21 protein-coding genes and 1 other annotated feature are annotated in these 21,721 nt (G+C 39.6%); of the genes, 6 read left to right on the top strand and 15 right to left on the bottom strand.

Features of this window, described 5'->3' with window-relative positions:
- Nucleotides 1-2: 2 nt before the first annotated feature.
- The gene (locus AC503W_RS05910) at nucleotides 3-1,208 is read right to left on the bottom strand and encodes an MFS transporter (RefSeq protein ID WP_402867890.1); all 1,206 of its coding nucleotides are present in this window, start codon (nucleotides 1,206-1,208) and stop codon (nucleotides 3-5) included.
- 284 nt (nucleotides 1,209-1,492) lie between these two features.
- Between AC503W_RS05910 and AC503W_RS05905 the strand changes: the two genes are divergently transcribed.
- The 3 genes from AC503W_RS05905 (at nucleotide 1,493) to AC503W_RS05895 (ending at nucleotide 5,105) form a co-directional block, all read left to right on the top strand.
- Complete coding sequence (locus tag AC503W_RS05905; protein WP_407406317.1) at nucleotides 1,493-2,980, top strand: aldehyde dehydrogenase family protein; 1,488 nt, start codon at nucleotides 1,493-1,495, stop codon at nucleotides 2,978-2,980.
- A 155-nt stretch (nucleotides 2,981-3,135) separates the two neighbouring features.
- Nucleotides 3,136-3,699 carry an FAD-dependent oxidoreductase gene (locus AC503W_RS05900; protein WP_402867888.1) on the top strand — a complete coding sequence of 188 codons (564 nt, stop codon included), beginning with the start codon at nucleotides 3,136-3,138 and terminating at the stop codon, nucleotides 3,697-3,699.
- A 173-nt stretch (nucleotides 3,700-3,872) separates the two neighbouring features.
- Complete coding sequence (locus AC503W_RS05895) at nucleotides 3,873-5,105, top strand: aminopeptidase (protein ID WP_427688443.1); 1,233 nt, start codon at nucleotides 3,873-3,875, stop codon at nucleotides 5,103-5,105.
- A 145-nt stretch (nucleotides 5,106-5,250) separates the two neighbouring features.
- Here the strand turns inward: AC503W_RS05895 and AC503W_RS05890 are convergent, their stop codons facing one another.
- Together AC503W_RS05890 and AC503W_RS05885 are read right to left on the bottom strand one after the other, a co-directional pair.
- Nucleotides 5,251-6,351: a type I restriction endonuclease gene (locus tag AC503W_RS05890; RefSeq protein WP_427688444.1), complete on the bottom strand. Its 1,101-nt coding sequence runs from the start codon at nucleotides 6,349-6,351 to the stop codon at nucleotides 5,251-5,253.
- A gap of 462 nt (nucleotides 6,352-6,813) precedes the next feature.
- On the bottom strand, nucleotides 6,814-8,175 hold the full coding sequence (locus tag AC503W_RS05885; protein WP_427688446.1) for a sodium-dependent transporter: 1,362 nt from the start codon (nucleotides 8,173-8,175) through the stop codon (nucleotides 6,814-6,816).
- An 80-nt stretch (nucleotides 8,176-8,255) separates the two neighbouring features.
- Nucleotides 8,256-8,476: a binding site (T-box leader), on the bottom strand.
- Nucleotides 8,477-8,778: 302 nt separating this feature from the next.
- On the opposite strand from AC503W_RS05885, the gene AC503W_RS05880 reads away from it, so the two are divergent.
- Nucleotides 8,779-8,946 (top strand): hypothetical protein, encoded by a 168-nt coding sequence (locus tag AC503W_RS05880; RefSeq protein ID WP_402955962.1) that lies wholly within the window; start codon nucleotides 8,779-8,781, stop codon nucleotides 8,944-8,946.
- 136 nt (nucleotides 8,947-9,082) lie between these two features.
- On the opposite strand, the gene cspC is transcribed toward AC503W_RS05880, so the two are convergent.
- Nucleotides 9,083-9,283: a cold shock protein CspC gene (gene cspC / locus AC503W_RS05875; RefSeq protein WP_010331195.1), complete on the bottom strand. Its 201-nt coding sequence runs from the start codon at nucleotides 9,281-9,283 to the stop codon at nucleotides 9,083-9,085.
- A 321-nt stretch (nucleotides 9,284-9,604) separates the two neighbouring features.
- Here cspC and AC503W_RS05870 point away from each other — a divergent pair, with 321 nt between their 5' ends.
- Nucleotides 9,605-9,865, top strand: coding sequence for a hypothetical protein (locus AC503W_RS05870; protein ID WP_402867884.1), 261 nt, complete (start codon nucleotides 9,605-9,607; stop codon nucleotides 9,863-9,865).
- Nucleotides 9,866-9,921: 56 nt separating this feature from the next.
- Here the strand turns inward: AC503W_RS05870 and AC503W_RS05865 are convergent, their stop codons facing one another.
- From AC503W_RS05865 to AC503W_RS05855, 3 genes are all read right to left on the bottom strand, one after another.
- Nucleotides 9,922-10,494 carry a YdcF family protein gene (locus AC503W_RS05865; protein ID WP_427688448.1) on the bottom strand — a complete coding sequence of 191 codons (573 nt, stop codon included), beginning with the start codon at nucleotides 10,492-10,494 and terminating at the stop codon, nucleotides 9,922-9,924.
- Between the two features lie 125 nt (nucleotides 10,495-10,619).
- The gene (locus AC503W_RS05860; RefSeq protein WP_427688450.1) at nucleotides 10,620-11,408 is read right to left on the bottom strand and encodes a serine hydrolase; all 789 of its coding nucleotides are present in this window, start codon (nucleotides 11,406-11,408) and stop codon (nucleotides 10,620-10,622) included.
- Nucleotides 11,409-11,597: 189 nt separating this feature from the next.
- Nucleotides 11,598-11,765 (bottom strand): DUF2292 domain-containing protein, encoded by a 168-nt coding sequence (locus AC503W_RS05855; protein WP_402867881.1) that lies wholly within the window; start codon nucleotides 11,763-11,765, stop codon nucleotides 11,598-11,600.
- Nucleotides 11,766-12,236: 471 nt separating this feature from the next.
- Between AC503W_RS05855 and AC503W_RS05850 the strand changes: the two genes are divergently transcribed.
- A complete protein-coding gene (locus AC503W_RS05850) occupies nucleotides 12,237-13,625 on the top strand; it encodes an amino acid permease (RefSeq protein WP_407407150.1) in 1,389 nt (462 codons plus the stop codon).
- Between the two features lie 42 nt (nucleotides 13,626-13,667).
- Here the strand turns inward: AC503W_RS05850 and AC503W_RS05845 are convergent, their stop codons facing one another.
- The 8 genes from AC503W_RS05845 to AC503W_RS05810 all read right to left on the bottom strand — a co-directional run bounded on the left by AC503W_RS05845 (nucleotide 13,668) and on the right by AC503W_RS05810 (nucleotide 21,590).
- Nucleotides 13,668-14,645: an aldose 1-epimerase gene (locus AC503W_RS05845; RefSeq protein WP_427688452.1), complete on the bottom strand. Its 978-nt coding sequence runs from the start codon at nucleotides 14,643-14,645 to the stop codon at nucleotides 13,668-13,670.
- A 175-nt stretch (nucleotides 14,646-14,820) separates the two neighbouring features.
- Complete coding sequence (locus AC503W_RS05840) at nucleotides 14,821-15,120, bottom strand: YxcD family protein (protein ID WP_402867878.1); 300 nt, start codon at nucleotides 15,118-15,120, stop codon at nucleotides 14,821-14,823.
- Nucleotides 15,108-15,566, bottom strand: a complete 459-nt coding sequence (locus AC503W_RS05835; RefSeq protein WP_427688571.1) for a hypothetical protein — start codon at nucleotides 15,564-15,566, stop codon at nucleotides 15,108-15,110. Before AC503W_RS05835 ends, AC503W_RS05840 begins: the two co-directional genes overlap by 13 nt.
- A gap of 210 nt (nucleotides 15,567-15,776) precedes the next feature.
- Entirely contained in the window at nucleotides 15,777-17,147 is a 1,371-nt protein-coding gene (locus AC503W_RS05830; protein ID WP_427688454.1) for a C40 family peptidase, read from the bottom strand.
- Between the two features lie 522 nt (nucleotides 17,148-17,669).
- Nucleotides 17,670-18,734 (bottom strand): sulfate/molybdate ABC transporter ATP-binding protein, encoded by a 1,065-nt coding sequence (locus AC503W_RS05825; RefSeq protein WP_402867877.1) that lies wholly within the window; start codon nucleotides 18,732-18,734, stop codon nucleotides 17,670-17,672.
- A gap of 11 nt (nucleotides 18,735-18,745) precedes the next feature.
- A complete protein-coding gene (cysW, locus tag AC503W_RS05820; RefSeq protein WP_402868547.1) occupies nucleotides 18,746-19,585 on the bottom strand; it encodes a sulfate ABC transporter permease subunit CysW in 840 nt (279 codons plus the stop codon).
- A 57-nt stretch (nucleotides 19,586-19,642) separates the two neighbouring features.
- Entirely contained in the window at nucleotides 19,643-20,482 is an 840-nt protein-coding gene (cysT, locus tag AC503W_RS05815; protein ID WP_402867876.1) for a sulfate ABC transporter permease subunit CysT, read from the bottom strand.
- Between the two features lie 73 nt (nucleotides 20,483-20,555).
- Nucleotides 20,556-21,590 carry a sulfate ABC transporter substrate-binding protein gene (locus tag AC503W_RS05810; RefSeq protein WP_494916385.1) on the bottom strand — a complete coding sequence of 345 codons (1,035 nt, stop codon included), beginning with the start codon at nucleotides 21,588-21,590 and terminating at the stop codon, nucleotides 20,556-20,558.
- Nucleotides 21,591-21,721: the final 131 nt, after the last annotated feature.

Genomic DNA, 21,721 nt, shown 5'->3' with positions numbered 1-21,721 from the left:
CTTTATGAAAGAATGGTATTCTTCGTTTCTTTTCCAAATGCCACAGCAACAGCACCAATTAAAATCGCGATTGTGAAAATCGTGAAGATGGTCGATATCGGTGTATCTCCAGCAACTAGATACCCGACAAGCAACGGCCCCAAAATGCCCCCGACGCGTCCGACTCCAGCTGCTAACCCCGTCCCGGTTCCACGAATGACGGTTGGATACTGTTCAGGTGTATACGCATAAAGCGCCCCCCATGCACCTAAGTTGAAAAACGATAGGAACATGCCGGATACGATCAAGAGTGATAAGCCTTCAGCGGAGCCAAAGAAAAATGCACTACCTGCCGTTCCTATTAAATATGTAATCAATACGAACTTACGCCCCATCTTCTCTATCAACCACGCAGCAGAGAAATAACCAGGCAATTGGGCTAACGTCATGATCAATACATATTCAAAACTCTGAATCATGCTGAAGCCCTTCATGACCATGACACTTGGTAACCATAAAAACATGCCGTAATAGGAAAAGACCACACAAAACCAAAGAATCCATAAAACAAGTGTCTGACGTGCGTGCCCTTTTTGCCAGACCATTTTCATGTTGTTCAGCACAGACGGTCTCTGTTTCTTTTCAAGCTCCGTATATTTAGGAGAATCGGGTAATTTCAAACGTAGATATAGAGCATATAATGCCGGAACCGCACTTAATAACAAAGCCACACGCCATCCGTATACAGGAATGATGAAATAAGAGATGAGCGCCGCCAACAACCAGCCGACCGCCCAGAAACTTTCAAGGAGTACCACAACACGTCCCCTTTTACTTGCCTCGACGCTTTCAGAAACGAGTGTTGAAGCAACGGGTAGCTCTCCCCCGAGCCCCATCCCTATCAAGAAACGCAAAATCAGGAATAAACTAAGCGTACTGACGGCTGCAGACAGACCGCTCGCAATCGAAAATAATAATAAGGTTATGATAAAGACATTCTTTCTGCCAACCCGGTCTGCCATTGCTCCAAAGAGAATCGCCCCTACAGCCATCCCGATAGAATTGATACTTCCGATCCAACCGACTTGTTGGCTCGTTAAATTCCAATCCTGTTTCAATGCAACGATGATAAAAGAAAGCATCCCCACATCCAGTGCATCAAACATCCATCCAAAACCAGCGACACCCAGCAGTTTACGCTGCGATATCACTTTCGCATTGTTTTCCATATAAACCTCCTAAAATCTGATCGCTTACCAATATATTCTCCTATTTAATATTACCTATTAATTTTCCTTTTCGCCATAGTATTTACAACTGTCTTGACACTTTTCTTTACTCAAATAGAAAAAACGTTGATTTCAAGCCTTTTTCCATTTAAGAATAAAATGTCGAATAGTAATGATTGAATATTTCATCTATTTATTTTATGATAAATATTGGAATATGAAAGCGTTATCAATTAAGTCATCATGTTTTGCCCAATATAATCATTATATTCAGGAGGGAAACAATGACCAATCTAACGTTAGAAGTAAGTGGAAAGCTGGACAAGTTTTTAAAAGGTCCTAAAAAGCTCTATATTAATGGAAAATTCGTAGAAAGTGCCTCGAAGAAGACCTTTACCACTCCCAACCCCGCAACAGGCAAGAAACTCGCAGATGTATATGAAGCGGATAAAGAAGATATCAATTTAGCTGTTAAAGCCGCAAGAAAAGCATTCGATGAAGGCCCATGGTCCAAGATGAGCGCCGCAAACCGTAGCAGGTTGATGTATAAACTAGCAGATTTAATGGAAGAAAATAAAACAGAATTAGCGCAATTAGAAACACTGGACAATGGAAAGCCCATCAGTGAAACAACAAATGCGGATATCCCTCTAGCCATTGAGCATATGAGATATTTTGCTGGCTGGTCGACTAAAATCGTCGGACAGACCATTCCGGTAAATGGAAATTACTTCAACTATACAAAACATGAGGCTGTAGGCGTCGTCGGTCAAATCATCCCTTGGAACTTCCCGCTTCTTATGGCGATGTGGAAACTGGGAGCCGCTCTTGCGACTGGCTGCACGGTCATTTTGAAACCTGCCGAGCAAACACCATTATCCGCCCTTTATTTAGCAGAGCTAATCGCGGAAGCCGGTTTCCCTGACGGTGTCGTCAATATCGTCCCTGGATTCGGTGAAACGGCTGGTCAAGCCCTTGTCGACCATCCTGAAGTCGATAAGATTGCCTTCACCGGTTCTACTGAAGTAGGGAAAATGATCATGCGTTCTGCTTCCTATTCATTGAAGCGCGTGACACTGGAACTCGGAGGGAAATCGCCTAACATCATCCTTCCAGATGCCGACTTCTCCAAAGCCATTCCTGGAGCTTTAAATGGTGTCATGTTTAACCAGGGTCAGGTATGCTGTGCCGGCTCCCGGGTTTATATACAAAAGAAACACTATGATAATGTCGTGGCTGATATGACTAGTCACGCTAAAAAGATCAAACAAGGAGCCGGATTGGATCCGAATACACAAATTGGACCACTCGTTTCCCAGGAACAGCAGAATCGAGTTCTTGGTTACATTGAAAAAGGAAAAAAAGAAGGTGCAGAAATATTGGTAGGAGGAAACAATCCTAGCGATGAAGGCTACTTTGTTTCACCAACGATCTTTGCCGGTGTAGAAGAGGAAATGACCATTGCCAAAGAAGAAATATTTGGTCCAGTCATTGCTGCCATGCCGTATGAGAATATAGACGATGTAATCAACCGGGCAAATGCAAGTGAATATGGGTTGGCTGCCGGTTTATGGACAAGCGATCTAGCTAACGCCCATTATGTAGCAGGAAAGTTACGTGCCGGTACTGTCTGGGTAAACTGCTATAATGCATTTGATGCCGCCTCCCCATTCGGTGGTTATAAGCAATCCGGAATCGGACGGGAAATGGGTTCCTATGCACTTGAAAATTATACAGAAGTTAAAAGCGTCTGGATTAACCTAGACAAATAATTTTTAAAAGAGAGGGTCTTCCGGGACCCTCTCTTCCATGCTTTTTGCACCCTTTTAATATATTTTACTATTGTGATTATTCTCAAATCATTTCAATAGCCTTTTCCTATGTACGTTTGATAGAATCAAGGTAGAGAAAAAGGAGGATTATTCCTATGTATGAAATTGCCATTATCGGTGCCGGACCTGCTGGCGGAAGTGCCGCCATCTTCACGGCTAAGGCAGGAAAAAAGACAGTCATTCTCGACAGTAATGCAAGTATCACAAAAAAAGCCTGGATGGAAAACCATTATGGTGTGGATGAAATCTCTGGACCTGACTTAGTCCATATCGGAATTCAACAGGCAAAGAAATTCGGTGCTGAACATATCGAAACAAAAGTTACAGGCATCGAAAAAACGGAACAAGGATTTACAATCGAAACGGAAAACGGCCCTATTGATGCTACTTACATCATCCTGGCGACGGGAATGATCACTAATCTAGCCGAAGAAGCGGGAGTCACAACAAAAGACGGCATAGAGCCGCGCACTAAAAAAGTGTATGACGTGGATTCACTAGGGAAAACATCCGTAGAGGGAATTTGGGCTGCTGGCGCTGGTGCAGGCGTGAGCGTACATACCATCGTTACGGCCGGTGACGGAGCCAGAGTGGCCATTAACCTGCTAAGTGAAATCAACGGGGAACGTTATGTAGACCATGATGTACTGAAAAAATAATGAGAGTGTTCACAGAAGCTGAGTCCCTGCACTCAGCTTTTCCATCCTCCTCTATTTTTTTATCGGATTTATTTGAACCCCCACGTTTTATGATACATATGTGTAAAAAGTTTCTTTTTTCAGAAACTATCGATACAATTAAACTGGAGATAAGAGAAAGGAAGTTTTAAAAGATGAATGAATTTCAAACCAATTTAGAAAAATACGCAGAACTGGCCGTTAAAGTCGGCGTCAATATCCAGAAGGGACAAACCCTCGTTGTAAACACAACCTTAGAAGGAGCTGAACTTGTTCGGCTCATCGTTAAAAAGGCTTATGAAAACGGAGCACGTAATGTCATCGTTAACTGGAATGATGATATTGTCGGTCGTACAAAATATGAAATGGCCCCCGCTGAAGTATTTAACGAATATCCAGAATGGCGGGCAAAAGAAACGATCGAGCTTGCTGAAAATGGCGCAGCTTTTCTATCGGTCATCTCCTCAAGTCCTGACCTTTTGAAGAATGTTCAACCTGAACGGATCGCCAATTTCCAAAAGGCATCGGGTACCGCACTGAAAAAGTGGCGTCAATATATGCAGTCCGATAAAGTGAGTTGGTCCATTGTCGCAGTCCCTTCACAAGCTTGGGCTGATAAAGTCTTCCCTGAAGTTGCTGAAGAGAAACGCATCGATGCACTCTGGGAAGCGATCTTTAAAGCAGTCCGGGTTGATGTAAAAGAACCTGTCGAGGCTTGGAAGAAACACGACGACACGCTTCATGAAAAAGTGGATTATTTAAATGAAAAACATTACCAGAAATTGCACTACACGGCACCAGGTACGGATTTAACCATCGAATTGCCTGAAAAACACCTTTGGTGCGGAGCTGGCAGCATCAATGAGCAAGGACATGAATTCATGGCTAACATGCCAACGGAAGAAGTGTTCACGGTTCCACTGAAAAATGGTGTCAATGGAACGGTTTCAAGCACAAAGCCACTTAGTTACGGCGGCAATATTATCGATAATTTCTCCGTGACATTCAAGGAAGGCCGGATCACAGAAGTGAAGGCTGAAAAAGGCGAAGAAATCTTGAAACAATTGGTCGATACAGATGAAGGATCACACTATCTAGGAGAAGTGGCACTAGTCCCATTCAATTCGCCCATTTCCCAATCAAACGTATTATTTTTCAATACATTATTCGATGAAAATGCATCCAACCACTTAGCAATCGGAAGCTCTTATGCATTCTGTCTTGAAGGTGGAAAAAACATGAGCCCCGAGGAACTGGCGGAACATGGTCTGAACGAAAGTCTAACCCATGTTGATTTCATGATTGGTTCGGATAAAATGAACATCGACGGCATCCTTCCTGACGGCACTTCAGAAGCTGTCTTCCGTAATGGGGATTGGGCGTTTTAATAATAGTGTTGATATAGAGGATTTTAAAGGTTTCAAAACTTTGGATTTCACATTTTTTAGAAAAATACATTAGCCACGTGTTTATAGTCACGTGGCTATATTTGTTATATTATAAATTTATCCAATGACTAACTATTTTTACCTATTAGTTAAATTGTTCGGTAACCCTTAATATTTCATTTTTATATAATAAAATATCGTTTACACTATCTAATTTATGGGTAGTTTTTAATTCATCATTTAATTGGATATACTTATTACTAGTATTAAAACCTAATCTACAAATCCATTTACGGATATTATCATCCAGTAAAACATTAAAATAACTTTTATTATCTCTATAGTAAACTCTATTTGCATCTAGGTTTTCCTTAAGCATAAGTTTTATTAAAACATATCCCTCTATTTCTTCTTCGGTTGTCACAATCACAGGTCCATCTACTACTTTTTCCAGTTCATCAATTAGCTCTTCTTCGTTTGTTGGTGCTATATCGTCATTTATTTTTTCCGTCGTATTCAACTCATTTCCATCAGTTGAACTTAAAGCTTTTTGAAGCTTATCATTTACTTTATCATTGACGAATTGATTAAGGGATTTTTTTACTATTTCCCGAAAATTATCGATTACTTTTTTTGTCTTTACACCTTGATAAACATCATTTAATACGAATTTGATAAACTCTTCATTTGGTTCCTCCCATTGTTGAGTTAAAAAATTCTTAATTTCATTTGTATATTTTAATTCGGAGGCAGTAGTTAATACATTTTCTACATTGAAAAAGTTTTTTCTAAATTTGGCTAACTCCAGAAGGTGATTTTCTCTTATTTCATGTAAATTAAATATAAAGAATGGTTTATCATCCATTTTATTAGGTTCTTCTAAATCGGTGAAGAACTTATATTCAATACCATTGGTCAAGATTGCAAACTTAGCTTTGGTAGTTCCAAAATACCTAAATAATTGCGAATCATGTTTATGTAGTTTTTCATGCACACATTTTGCTTCAATTAAAATAACAGGGTGTCCGTTTTCCATTATGGCATAATCAATTTTTTCACCTTTTTTTATTCCAACATCAGCTATGAATTCTGGTACTAATTCCTCGGGGTTAAAAATATCATATCCTAATGCTTGTATTAACGGCATAATTAACGAGGTTTTAGTTGCTTCCTCAGTTTGAATGTTATCCTTTATTCGTTCTATCCTAGTTGATAGCGCTTTAATTTGTTGTATAAAGGTTTCCATATTCCTACCCCCCATTTATAAAAGGTTTCTATATTCGTACCCGCATTTTTAATATAATATGCTTATATAAAACCATATTATACTAATCTGTAAAAAAATATATGTATCTCTCATCTTAGAAAAAGTGACTATATGTTAAATTTGAATAGAATCTTGTATTAAGAATTTTGGATATACAACATAAGTACCTAGAGCATGTAATTTAATCGCTAGAAAGGCAAGGATAATTTTTAGAGTTTTAAAAGTCTAATCGGCTGATCTAATCGGCTTAATAGTACTTTTATTTTGCGTTTAGCTATGATAACAAAAATTTATTGCCTATAAATAAATTTTAAACATCAAGCTTAATAGCCACGTGCTAAGATGCACGTGGCTATTATTTTATACGTAAAATTACTACCTTAATCATTTACGCAAATCCATTTACTGTCCAATAGGTGGCTTTCTATAACCTCAATCCCATTAGAAGAGCCCCACTACCCTATCAAGTATCCCAGTAACATCAAGAAACACGATGATAATAACCAGAGGAATGATGAACCTCATGATAAAGAACCATATATTAAATGCTTGGGCGCCTAGGCGTGAATGCTGTAATAGTTCCTCTCTCAACGTGCTTTTCTTAATCTTATATGAAACGAAGATCGAGATTAATAGCACGCCTAGTGGCATTAATATGTTGCTGACTAAATAATCGGCTGAATCAAACAAGTTCTTCGAGAAGATTAAGATATCAGAAAAAGTACTATAGGATAATGCAGAGGGAATGCCTACTGCAAAGATTAAGATGCCAATGATATAGGCATATTTGGTTCTCATCTCCTCTTTTCCTTTAACGATGGCTGCCACGATAATTTCCAACATGGAGAAGGCCGACGTTAAAGTGGCGAATAGGAATAATGCTAAAAACCCTAATAAGAAAACTTCTCCAAACACGATTTGGTCAAACACCGCAGGCAATACAACGAACAGTAAACCCGGCCCTTCAGCTGGCTCTAATCCTAGTGAAAATACAGCTGGGAAAATGGCCAATCCTGCTAATAAGGCAATCAATAAATTCATCGCGACGATGGATATGGCTGGTTGGATTAAGCTTTCCTTTTTTGAAAGGTATGAACTATAAGTCACCATGACCGACACTCCAACACTTAAGGAGAAGAAAGCCTGGCCCATCGCAAACAGGACACTTTGAGAAGTCATGCTAGAAAAATCAGGTGCTAGAAAGAATTTGACACCTTCCAGAGCGTTATCTAATGTAAGTGAGCGAATGATCAAAACAATAAAAAGCAGAAATAAAGCAGGCATCAATATTTTACTCACTTTTTCGATCCCATTTTGAATTCCTTTCGCTACAACCAAAACGGTAAAGGCTAGGAAGATAAATTGAGCTGCAAGGACCAACAACGGATTGCCGATTGTCCCGTTAAAGACAGAGCCATAATCTGCACCCTCACTAATTATTCCACCAAACAGACCTTTGGCGAAATAGATGACAATCCATCCACCAATTACGCTATAGAAAGATAGTAGAAGAAAACAGGTGAATACCCCTAATCTTCCAATCCAATGCCAGTTGCTGTTGGGAGCTAAACTACGATATGCACTGATGGCTTCCTTTTGTGTGCTCCTGCCTATGATAAATTCCGCCAATAATAAGGGAAAACCCATAAACAAAGAAAATAAAATAAAAAGAAGAAAGAATGCCCCTCCCCCACTCATCCCAGTAACATATGGGAGCTTCCATATGGCACCTACCCCTATCGCTGATCCAGCTGCGGATAAAATAAAACCAATCTTCGATGACCATTGCTCTGTTGTTTGCATGCTAACCCTTCCTTATCCCTTTTTATTATGGTTCCCTAAAAACAAATCAAAGACAAAAAAGCCACGTCTCTATCTGTAACGATAGGGACGTGGCTTCACGCGGTACCACCCTAATTGGAAACAATACTGTTTCCCACTTGTTAAAATAACGGTTTAACCCGTCTTATACCACTTTCTCTTTTGCAGTATAAAAAAGCTCCAAGAATGAAATTCACCTAGTCTTTGTATCAGTTTTCACCAACCACTGATTCTCTATATAACAGGGAGACCGGCTTAATGGGTTTCTTTTCGTCGCTCGCTCGATATGTTAATTAACAAGATTATAGTACGATAATTCTTATAGGTCAATCATTATTTAAATATTTAGACTATACAAGAGGGATTCTTCTCACATCTCATTCCCTTCATCATCGCGGCGAAGATCTATTATTACAGCATAATTATATGACTTTTGGAAGAATGAATTACTTCGAATAAAATAATAAAGTTCTTCATAATCTACATGAATATAAGGATTCTTTCCATTAATGGCCCCTTTGGAATATCTTGGACACATTTTTTATCGTGAAATATGTTATACTATTAGTAAAGAGGGTGCATAAATTGAAAAGTAATAAATACAATAGTGGCGAAACCGTAACGATCCTTGAAACTGATGAATTAGTTACAATTAGTAAATGGGCATATGTAAAAAACATGAAAAGATATTCTTATACAGTCAAAGAACATCCAACAACATTCTTCTTTGAAGAAGAACTGGAGAAAGCATAAGCTTTCACTTTTTTTGTATGCAATGATTTCCTTACTCTTCAACGGAGTAAGGTTTTTTTTATGTATAAACGACGACGACAAAGAACAGACTCCCCTAGGGGAGTCTGTTCATATAGGTTACGATTTAGTTTTAAAATTAAGCTTTTTGAACGTTAGCTGCTTGAGCTCCACGAGCACCTTGCTCAACGTCAAAAGTTACTTTTTGACCTTCGTCTAAAGATTTGAAACCTTCGCTTTGGATAGCTGAGAAATGTACGAATACGTCGTCTCCGTTTTCACGTTCGATAAATCCAAAACCTTTTTCTGCATTAAACCATTTAACTGTACCTTGTTCCATTTTTGTTGCCTCCTAGTGCATAACACACATTGTATTACTATTTTTGATTTTTCAAGAAGATACTAATACCTTTTTTCATTACCAAAAACAATTCTTTATTAGAATAACACGAAACGATAAAAATAGCAACTACGCTGCAGAGAATTAAATTTGTTATTTCATAAAAGGCCACTAGCAAATAATTATGAAGAGATTGCCCGCTCTTTTGCTTTTCATAATTTTTCCAATTATATGATTTAGATTTTTAATTAGGGGTATATCAGAGTATAAGAAACCGTTCTTTTACTTTCGTACAGATTAAACAACATAGGAGGTTTATTAATGAAATATTATAAGGTCTCGAATAGAGGATTCGATAGTAAGGTCATTGCCGCCAGTAGCGATTATGAAGCGCTTGGCTTTTATTTAATGGAGATCGATGATCAACTTGGTTTTGTTGATGATATAGATATAGAAGAAGTCGATGCTGAAGAAAAAGTTGAGGTTTCCTATATTGGATACCCTGTTTATAAGACGATTGAGCAAATCTATCAAGAGAATGAGTTCTGGGAGGTGCCTAATATAGTAGTGGAAGTCGAGTGAATTTGAAATGCCCACCTTTTCACGAGGGGGCATTTCATAAATATTGAATGAACGTCTCAAAACAGTTGGGTCAAATAGTACTTTGTTATGGCCAAGTATTCACGGATATATGATTTCACTAAAACGATTCGCGGCGTCTTTGCAGGAACCCCTGTCACTTTCAATCCTTCTCTTTCAGCCATTTTCACGGCTCGATAAAGATGAAAATCATTCGACACAATCAATCCAATCGATGAAGGATCCGGAATGAACTCTTTCGAGAAAGCAATATTTTCACTGGTTGATGTTGATTCGTCCTCCATGATGATTCTTCCTTCTTCAATTCCCTGGTTGATAAGCCCTTGTTTCATTGCCTCGGCTTCTGAAATGTCTTCTCCAGGACCTCTGCCACCAGAGACGATGGCCACCGTACTTCCATTCGATTTTAAATAGTCTGCTGCCTTATCAATCCGGTATTGTAATGATAAAGATGGAACATTCCCTTTTACTCTTGCTCCTAAAACGATAAGGTATCCCGCATCTTCAGGGATTGGCTGATGGCTGCTTTCCATGATCTTCATATGTAAGATTCCAAAGTATACGAGCAGCACGACCATACCCATACCGCCAAGCTTTATCCCCTTTTTCATAGTACCGCTCCGTTTCTTTTTCGCTTACCATTTTCCCTTTTTATTCCAAACTACATTACAAAAGTGGAGCAATCAATAAATTATTAATCTGACAAAAAGGTGAAATTAAAAGTGTACTAGAAGTTTTAAGCTTCCCCCATCATGTCTTCGTAAATCCACTTTCCTATTAGACTAATGACTTGACGGCTTTCTTCCTCGGTTTTCATGTCCTCAGTCAGGACTGCGGCGTAGACGGTTTGTTTGTCTGAACGGATGATCGCACAATCATGGGCGACACCACGAATCCCCCCCGTTTTACTTGCCACTTTCACACCCTTACCCATTTGTGACGGAAGCTTATCCCTTAACTGTTGATTATCCATTATACGCAATATTTTTTCCTGGTTCTCTTTCTTTAAAAAGTCTCCAGTATGTATCGCCTTTAGACAGGTAATGGTATCCGCTGCGGAGATGGTATTATCCCGGCCTTCTTTCAACGCTTTAAAATCCTGCATTTTCCGTTGAAGAATAGTCTGTTTAAGTCCAAGATCCTTTATACACTGATTAATTTCATCTTGGCCAAGCAAGGTCATCATCATATTGGTGGACGTGTTATCGGACACTGTAATCATCAATGACAAAAGATCTTCAACCGTTAAAAAGACTTTATTCGATAGAACATGCAGAACCCCTGATCCACCCGTCACTTCTTCAGGCGGGATCGTCACCGGCTGATTCAAATAAATCTTCTTTTCTTCGCTCTGACGATATCCTTCAATAATCATCGGAATTTTAATCAAACTGGCTGATTGGAAAGATTCATCCTCATGATATGCGATGGATTCCCCATCACTATTTTCAATTTTATAAGCAATGCGTCCATTAAATGATCCCACTGCATCCAAAATCTTGTGTTCAATGGTTTGTAAAGACATGGTTAACCCTTCCCTTCTAACGATTCATTAATTATGTAACACCTTACTAATTCTACCATGTAAAAGCATCACTATCTTCTATATATGCTTTATTGATTTATTTTCAAGATAGAACGTAAAAAGGCATTAAAATTCCCAAACAAAAAAGAGCATTCGATGAGAAAGCTCCTTTTCAGGTACATTATAATCTTATCTTGCTTTCATCGGTCTTCCTTTCACTATTGGAAACCGCTTCTTTTCGGTGGTATCTACCTGGGTGATTTCCCCATCATGCACGGTTATGATAACTGACCCATATTGCAGTTCTTCCAAACTGGAAATGATATGTTTGATTTTTAACTCCTCTTTTTTTTCCATAGTGGCCCCCTTGAATAATGTTTATGAAGAAAACCCATGATAAAGGAACGATCGATCTACCTCTAACGCTTTCTATACTAGCGGTCAAATCATTCCATCCTTCTCTTCTTTTCCAAAAGATAAAGGCACCTTTTATCTATTATTAGATGGAAAGGTGCCTTTAGTTGACTAATCGGCATTATGAGAGTTGCTTGTCATTATGGCTGGTAATCGAACATACTAAGGAAAAGACGATGGCTTAATACACACTAAACTATACTTTATTATCCTTACCTATAAACTTGGTATTATTACTATAATCCGTCTTTCATTATTTGTCAATGACGTTTTATAATATTCCGACTAATTCGTATATTTTATTCTGCCTATTTAGCACTTTACCAAACTAAACTATTTACGATATACTATTTTAAAATAAGTTTTTCATTGAACATTACAATCATTGTCCTATAGAAAGGTTCGATTATAAATATGAAAAATAATAAATGGGGATTGTTGATCCTAACCACATTTGTAGTTGGCAATATGGTGGGCGGCGGTATCTTCATGCTTCCTGCCCAATTGGCGCAAGTATCAAGTCCGTTGGGAGCCACGATGGCGTGGGTTGTCACGGGCTTGGGAGTATTTTTAATAGCACTCGTTTTCGGTAACTTGGCTGTGAGAAAACCAGATTTGAAAGCCGGACCACAAAGTTATGCACAATCATTATTTAAATCACCTGTAAAAGGCAGATTTGCTGGATATAGCATGGCCTGGGGTTATTGGGCGGCTAACTGGGCGGCTACGGCCTCCGTCATCATATCATTCGCAGGTTATTTATCGACGTTTTTCCCAGTCATGCACAGTACGAAAGTGCTCTATACAGCAGGATCATTTGACCTTGAACTTGGTAAGGCACTAACATTTGGTGTTTGTAGCTTGGCACTTTGGGGCATACACTTCATTTTAGTCAGAAGTTTTAATGGTGCTGGTAAACTTAACCTTGTCGCAACAGTCACAAAAGTGATTGGCTTCTTATTTTTCATCATCGTTACTATTTTCATCTTTGATTCTTCTAACCTGGGAGACGGCGCTAAATTTTATAACGAAGCGGGTACATCATTTTCCTTAGGTTCCCAAATTAACAATGCAGCGATTTCTACCTTATGGGCATTCATCGGCATCGAGGCAGCCGTTATGCTTTCAAACCGTGCGAAATCACAGAATGATGTCAAAAAGGCGACGATCATTGGCTTGCTTATCGCTGTTGCCATTTATATAGGGATTACCATCTTGACGATGGGTGCTTTATCGCAAGAGGAATTGAGGGCATCTCAGAAACCACTAGTCGATGCTTTACAGACTGTGGCCGGTTCCAGCGGCACATATCTTATGGGAGCACTAGCTGTCATTTGCTTATTAGGTTCAACGATAGGGTGGGTCGTCGTTGCATCGGAAGTTCCTTATCAAGCAGCGAAATCGGATATATTCCCAGCTTACTTTGCAAAGGCAAATAAAAATGGAACGCCGGTACGCTCCATGACGATAACGAATTTAATGACGCAGCTGTTCTTGTTTTCCACTATTTCAGGAACCATCTTAGTCGCATACAAATTTTCCATGATCGTTGCAACTCTTGCTTATTTGGTCCCTTATCTCGTATCAACTTTGTATCAATTAAAGTTAGTTTTGACTGGAGAAACGTACGATATCATGAAGGGATCCAGGACTCGCGACGGCATCATCACCTTCCTGGCATTGATATACTCCATATGGGTCATCAAGACAGGCACAGCCGACATGGAAACGTTCATGTTAGGTATCTATTTATATGTTCTAGGCTTTGTTCTATACCCGCTTTGGATGCGGAAGAGAGCTTAACAGGAAAACGCCCTGGCATTAATTAATATGCCAGGGCGTTTTCTATATTTCATCCAGAATTATTTTTGTATCCAGATGTATGGATTCTCCTGGTTGCAACTCCTGCAAACCCGTTACTTCCACTGGTAATTTCAGATTGGGGGCATTCGTGATCCATGTGTAAGGCTCGGGACACAAGAACCCGTCCTCATTGAACACTACCCAATATTTAAAACGGCGATCCGCTTGATAACGCACTTGTATACCAGCTTTCGGATCGGTTAAGACAGCTTCATTTGTTCGGTTTTTTTCCTCATCATAGCTAAAAATGTCATCATATTCCCGTCCCTCTCCTATTATCCTCCTTTGAATTTCATCCTTATTTGGCAACGTGATGTATTTTCCAGTCGGCAATGACCTTCCATTCAGCTCCCACTGTTTATTTACGGGCAAGGAAATCTCGCAATCCGAATAGTCATTTCTTGATATAAACGGAAAATTGAAGATCGTATGATACCCTGCACCCCACGGAAATGACTCGCGACCGATATTGTGAATGTTCATTTGGATATCCAGTCTCTCTTCCTTTACTATATACGTCATGTTCACTTTGAACTCGTGAGGAAAATGCGGATACATGGAAGGAAAATCACTGCTCAAAAATTCCGTAACGATTACGACTCCCTCCTTGCCTGCCTCTCTTTTTAGGACCTTCCAAGGCTTATCATGCAAAAAACCATGAATGTGATTGTGCTTCTCCCATTCATTTACCGGAAATGTATAGGTTGTTTCCTTATATGTAAAGGTCCCATCTTCTATGCGGTTAGGCGGGAACAGGATTGGCATGCCGTATAGGATCGGCACTTTTTTGTAGTCATCCAACGACTTTGGAGTCCTCAATATATCTACATCTTTTTTCTTGGATTTTAGCGATAGTAGATTACTTCCCAAAGCTAGAACGATCATTGCTTCAATGATTTCATTGCCAAAGATTATAGCCTCTTCATTTAAAAACATCTGGTCTTTTATATAGGATTCCATCTTCTTTCCTCCCCTTAGATTCCATATACTTACACTCATCCTACTAGTCTAGTACCCTTTTGACAACTGGCGCTCACCACTTTTCCATAATCTGATTCTTTCCAATATAACTTGGCCACTTGGCCTCTAAAATAGATAAAAAAAGGATGCTCCCCTAGGAACATCCTTTTTTTGCTTAGTTATTGCTTTCGCTTATTAAGGCGACTATGCCTTCTTCGTCATCCAAGACAAGCTCAATGCCTGAATATGGGTCGATATTTAAGTATTCATCCAGCCATAATCGAAGCGCTTCGATCAAGTTGATCGTGATCAATACTTGCTTCCTGCCATCAACGAACGTTTCAGCTGAGAAGCCATAATCATCATCATACATCAATTCAACTTCCACTTCATTGGGCTCGACCTGCTTTTTACGAGCAATGTATACACATACTGCATTAATGATATCTTGTTCGGAAATTCTTAGCCTCTCCATGGGTTTGGATCCTCTTTTTTCTTCTTATCTTGGAAGTAAACGAAAATCTTGCGGATAATGACCACGATGGCAACGATCGCAATAACGTTGACTAATAGTCCAAGAATGGAACCAAGAGCTCCCATATTGGCAAATAGGCTACCAAAAAGTAAACCTGCAAGCCCTCCAAGCATGATTCCTTTCATTAAGCCGCCCTTAGTAAATGAGTTGCCGCTTTTTGTATCGGTTTTCGCTTTGTTTGTATTTGCATCGGATTTATTCGTTTGTTTATTTTGGAAATTCGAGTTGTTATTCGTATTGTTATTCGAGTTATTATTGTTGAAGCTTCTTTTCCCGGATTTATAACCCCTTGCATCGGCGGATTGTGTATGGTCCTGGAATACATACGCACCAACTGGCGAGAAAGCTAATGTGATAGTTAGTAAAGCAGCCATAATTTTTTTCATCATGTGTTTTTTGCCTCCATTTTTTAGTAGTAGGAATGTTGTTTCATTAAATGTCAGTAAGTTTACAAGTTAAATCCACATCACCTATCCTTATTTCATCTTAATAGTATTTACGATATTAATCAAAATAAGTTTCACTTTTTTTGTTTTTATCCGTATTTTTTATAAAAAATGGGCAGGGTGATGATCACCCTGCCCATTAAGACACTATTATTTCACCCGAACTACACGGCCATTGAATTTACTTGCCCAATATCCGCTACTCATGTTAGCAACAGCCACTCCTGTTGAACTTTGAGAGCCAATGAACTTGCCTCCTCCAACGTAAATACCAACGTGTCCATCAGTTTTATACGTGTTGAAGAATACTAAATCTCCCGGTTGCATCTGGCTTTTTGAAACTTGCTTTCCTGCACTTGTCAAGGCACCTGTGCTTGCTGGTAGGCTAACACCTGCTTGTTTGTAAGCCCATGCAACAAATGCTGAACAATCGAATCGGCCGTTAGCAATGTCGGATGCCGTTCTTCCGCCACCGAAAACATATGTTGAATTACCGATGTATTTATAACCTGCTGTGATTGCAGAACCTACGTTAGCTGTGCTTGGCGCTGCTGTAGCCTTGCTTTCACTCTTTGGAGTTGTTGAAACATTATTTTTCGGTGCACTTTTTGGTGCACTTTTTGGTGCACTTGATGATGATTCATTTTTAGAAGAACTAGTAGAAGGCGCTACATTGCTATCTACATGATCATCTACATGGTTAGTAGAAGATTTCTGAACTTCTTCCGCCACACGGTTTAGTTCGGCCTTTTCAGCCGCTTTACGTTCTTCTTCTTTTTTAATGTTTTCACGAATCGTTGCTAATTTGCCCGCTAAATCTGCATCTTCATTTTGTAGGGCCTTTTTAAGAGCTTCTGTTTCAGACTGTTTCTTTTCAAGTTTAGATTTCATTTTTACACTAGCTGCTTTTTGTTCCTTAATTTGAGATTTCATACCTTTTAGGTCAACTTGCATCTCTTTAAGGCTTTGTAATTTCTTCTCTACTTCTTCATGTTTTGCTTCTAGCTCAGCTTTATCCGCTTCTTGCTGAGTAAGAATCTCCTGATCTGCTTCAACGATAGCCGCAACTGCTCCTACACGGTCAACAAGATCACGGAAACTAGTAGATCCTAAAACTACTTCAAGGTAATTAACGTCACCGCCGCTCTCTTGGAAAGAAAGGGCACGCTCCTTTAGGATTTCTTCGCGTTTTGCAATTCTTTCCTCTAAAGCAGTAATTTCTTTTTTCAATGAATCAATATCTTTTTCCGTTTCAGTTACTTCTATATTGGTTTTCTTGATTTTTTTATCGTTTTCTTCCATTGCATTAACGATTTCTTTAATCCGGGAATCCATTTTCGCTTGCTCTTTCTGTAAGTCCTGAATGACTTTTTCAGCATCTGAAATATCGGATTGAATTCCGGCACGTTCTGATTGAATATCTGAAACAGATTCCGCATTGACCATCGGTGCGGCAAAAATGCTTCCTAAACCGAGCATAATAGTGGTATTTAATACGATTAACTTTTTCTTCAAACTCATTTCCCCTACTTTCTTCCCTAGCAATTCAATTGACCCACTTCTTTCTATCTAAGAAAATAGCAATCAAATTGAACCACAGGAATCTCTTCTCTATTTTTTAAAAGCATTATGTACTTTTCTAGGATTGATTTCATATTACATAAAATACAGAATTTCTTTGAGCTCATTACCTAATACGTAGTATATCACCGCTTTTTGTCAAATACGTAATAGCAATATTACATTTATATTTCATTTTTAACAGTAAACATATTTTTTCGACATTTATACGAGATATATAGACCAATTTTTGACAAATCCCTTCTAGTAAAACGACAAACTCCCACATGATAATCTATCCAATTATTAGTATAGAAGAACCACAACTTATGATAGTCAATAGATTCGACATTGTCAAAAAAAGGAACTTATCACTTTTAAAAAAATATGGCCCGAAACCTTGATTAGGTTCCGGACCATATTTTTTTTACATTTTTTCTGTTTCACAAAGGGAGTTCTTATCGGCATGATTCATTTACATTTTCAGATTCCGGCCATATAGTCAACAAAAACTTTCAACTCTTTTGGACGAACAAACACAATATCTCCCTTTTTTAAAGAAAGCTGATTAAATTGGTCTTTTGTAAGTTCGATTTCGAGCGGTTCCTGAATGTCCTGACGAATCACTTCAATACGGACAATCGGTCCGATTGCATGAATATGATCGATGACGGATTCAATCGAATCGACATTGGATGGACCTTTTTCGATAATGAAGTTATGAGATCTTACATATCCTGTGCTATCTCCGTCCTCACTATCCGGTACGTGAATTTCCACATTCCCCGTTGCAAGCTTTCCTTGATGGACCTTTCCCTTGAATAGGTTAACACTGCCGAGAAAGTCATAAACAAATGGATTCTTTGGATGTTCGTATACTTCATCTGGTGTTCCAATCTGTTCGATTTTCCCCTCATTCATGATGACGACCCGATCGGCAACATCCATCGCTTCTTCCTGATCATGTGTTACAAAGACACTCGTGACATTGAACTCGTCATGCAGCTTTCTTAACCAACGCCTAAGTTCTTTACGGACTTTGGCGTCCAGTGCCCCAAATGGTTCATCGAGCAACAAAATATTTGGCTCTACGGCCAGTGCCCTGGCTAAAGCCACGCGCTGACGCTGGCCCCCGGATAATTGAGAGGGATAGCGATCTTTATATCCTTCCAGTTTAACCAGTTGGAGCAGTTCCGTAACTTTTTCTTCAATTGCTTTTTTGCTAGGTCTTGTTTTTCTGGGCCGTACCTTTAAACCATATGCAACATTATCAAAAATGGTCATGTTTCGGAAAAGGGCATAATGCTGGAAGACAAAACCGACGTTCCTATCCTTCACGTGCTTGTTTGTGTAATCCTCTTCATTAAATAATATATGTCCGTTTTCTGACTGTTCAAGACCAGCTATGATGCGGAGCAACGAAGTTTTCCCCGAACCCGAGGGACCCAGTAACGCAACAAGCTCCCCACTTTTTATTTCTAGATTGATATCTTGTAGGGCCTGAAACGACCCATAATATTTTGTAACGTTTTCAATGATGATGCTCATTGTACATCCCCCTACCTAGCTTTTGTAGATTTCAGGTCCGTTTTCCATTCTATTAGACTCTTTAAAACCAACGTTATAATTGCAAAAATGGACATTAACGATGCCACGGCGAATGCCGCTGAAAATTGATATTCATTGTATAGGATTTCAATATGAAGTGGCATCGTGTTCGTCATGCCGCGTATATGGCCTGATACAACCGATACGGCTCCAAATTCCCCGATCGTCCTCGCATTGCACAAAATGATTCCGTATAATAAGCCCCATTTAATATTGGGCAACGTTACATACCAAAAAGTCTTGAACCCGCCAGCACCAAGGGTAAGGGAGGCTTCTTCTTCAGAGGTTCCCTGGCTTTGCATAAGTGGAATCAATTCCCGTGCTATAAAAGGGAAGGTAATGAATAGGGAAGCAATGACAATGCCCGGTATGGAAAATATCACTTTTATATCGTACGCCTGCAAAAATGGACCAAGCGCTCCATTCAGACCAAATAATAGGACGAATATCAAACCGGCAATGACCGGTGACACGGAAAATGGAAGATCGATCAACGTAACTAAAAAGTTCTTCCCTTTAAATTCATATTTTGTAATCGTCCATGCCGCCACTACCCCGAATATGGCATTCAAAGGTAAAGTGATCAGGACAACGATCAACGTTAATTTAATGGCAGCCAAAGAATCTGGGTGAGCAATCGCCGCAACATACGCTTCCGCTCCCTTTTCAAAGGCTTTTACAAAGATAGCAATCAACGGAACGACCAAAAAAAGCGTCAAGAATAGCAATACAATGGAAATAAGGGTCCATTGGATAAGTTTTGGCTCCTTCGTAGCGTTTCTTGTTAAGATGACTGGTTTATTTGGCTCTGTAGCCACAGGATGATGATTGGCCAACACGGTCCCCTCCTATTTTGCGGAATATCTTCTACTAGTCCACCATTGCAAGATATTAATGGTGAGCAAAATCAGAAATGTAATGACAAGCATAACCGTCGCCACGGCGGTTGCCCCTTGGTAATCATACTGTTCAAGCTTCGTCATGATGATAAGAGGGGAAATTTCTGTCTTAAAAGGCATATTGCCGGCAATGAACACGACAGATCCGTATTCGCCAAGTGCCCTCGCAAATGATAGGGCAAACCCCGTCAAGATTGCGGGAATCAATTCAGGAAAAATAATTTTAATAAATGTCTGCATTCGGTTTGCCCCTAGTGAAGCAGATGCTTCTTCCATCCCCTTTTCTATATTTTCAAGCACGGGTTGAACCATTCGTACAACGAAGGGAAGACCAATAAAAATGAGGGCAATGATAATCCCGATAGGGGTAAAGGCAATCTTGAATCCAAAAAACTGTCCAATCCACCCGTTCGGTGAGTATAAAGTGGTTAACGTAATGCCGGCAACTGCCGTTGGAAGGGCAAAAGGCAAGTCGACCAGGCCATCGATGATCCGTTTCCCTGGAAACTCATAACGTGTCAGAACCCAGGCAATTAAAACGCCAAAAACTGCGTTCACAAATGCCGCAGTTAAAGCCGTCAGAAAACTTAATCTATAGGAGGCAACAACTCTTGGTTCAGTGATGGTCTCCCAAAAATCCTTCATTCCCATTGAAAATGTATTTAAAAAAACCATGGATAGGGGAATCAAGACGATGATGGATAAATACAGTAATGTCAATCCCATCGCCAACCCAAAACCAGGTATCGTCCTTTTTCTCTTCCGCTTGACTTCAGTCACAATATTCATGGTATCTCCCCAGCTCTTTCTACTTAATTAGTGAAGGAGAAGAAGAATCAAACATCCCTCTTCCCCTCTACACTTATTTTGGTTGATATATTTCGTCGAATGTACCACCATCATTGAAATGGGTCTTCTGGGCTTCATTCCAGCCGCCGAACTTCTCATCAACCGTTACCATGTCAATGTCGGCAAACTGTTCTTTATGGTCTGCCAGAACCTTTTCATCCCTTGGTCGATAGAAGTTCTTAGCCGCAATTTCTTGCCCCTCATCCGTATACAAATACTCTAGATATGCTTCCGCCACTTCCTTCGTTCCCTTTTTCTCAACCACTTTGTCGACTACCGCCACTGGAGGTTCGGCTAAAATACTTATGGAAGGATTGACGATTTCATATTTATCATCGCCGAATTCCTCAAGCGTTAAATACGCTTCGTTTTCCCAAGCAATTAGTACGTCACCGATTTCTCTTTCCACAAATGTAGTCGTGGCACCCCTAGCACCGGAGTCCAACACTTCCACATTTTGATAAAGTTTTTTCATGAACTCTTTTACTTTCGCTTCATCATCATTGAACTTCTTCTCGGCAAATGCCCATGCAGCCAAATAATTCCACCTTGCCCCCCCGCTTGTTTTTGGGTTTGGAGTAATGACGGAAACATCCTTTTTGATTAAGTCATCCCAATCTTTGATGCCTTTCGGATTATCCTTTTTTACTAGAAATACAATGGTTGACGTGTAAGGTGTTGAATTTTCCGGCAGGCGCGTTTGCCAATCTTTTTCCAAAAGTTTACTGGCTTCATTGATGGCATCGATGTCATAAGCCAATGCAAGCGTCACGACATCCGCTTCCAATCCGTCAATGACCGCTCTTCCTTGCTTACCAGAGCCTCCGTGCGATTGCTGAATCGTAACATCTTGACCTGATTCTTCCTTCCAATGTTTCGCGAATGCTTTATTATATTCTTGGTACAACTCACGGGTCGGGTCATAGGACACGTTCAGTAATTCTACGGATTTAGGCTTTCCTTCTTTTCCTTCAGTCTTTTCGGAACTACAACCGGCTAGCACCCCAAATGCTAAAACCAAACTTGAAAACGCCAATAACCTTTTCATAATCTTTCCCCCTGTTTTTAACTTTCTTTAAACAAAATAGGCATACTACTTCCTCATTTAAAGTTAGGAAATAGTATGCCTTCAGTTTTCTGATCAGCAAATATTCTGTTTTCTTTTTTACGTATCCCTAC

The sequence above is a fragment of the Peribacillus suis genome, from assembly GCF_059384845.1.
The sequence above is the reverse complement of the archived record's forward strand: the minus strand, read 5'-3'. Positions and strand labels throughout refer to the sequence as shown.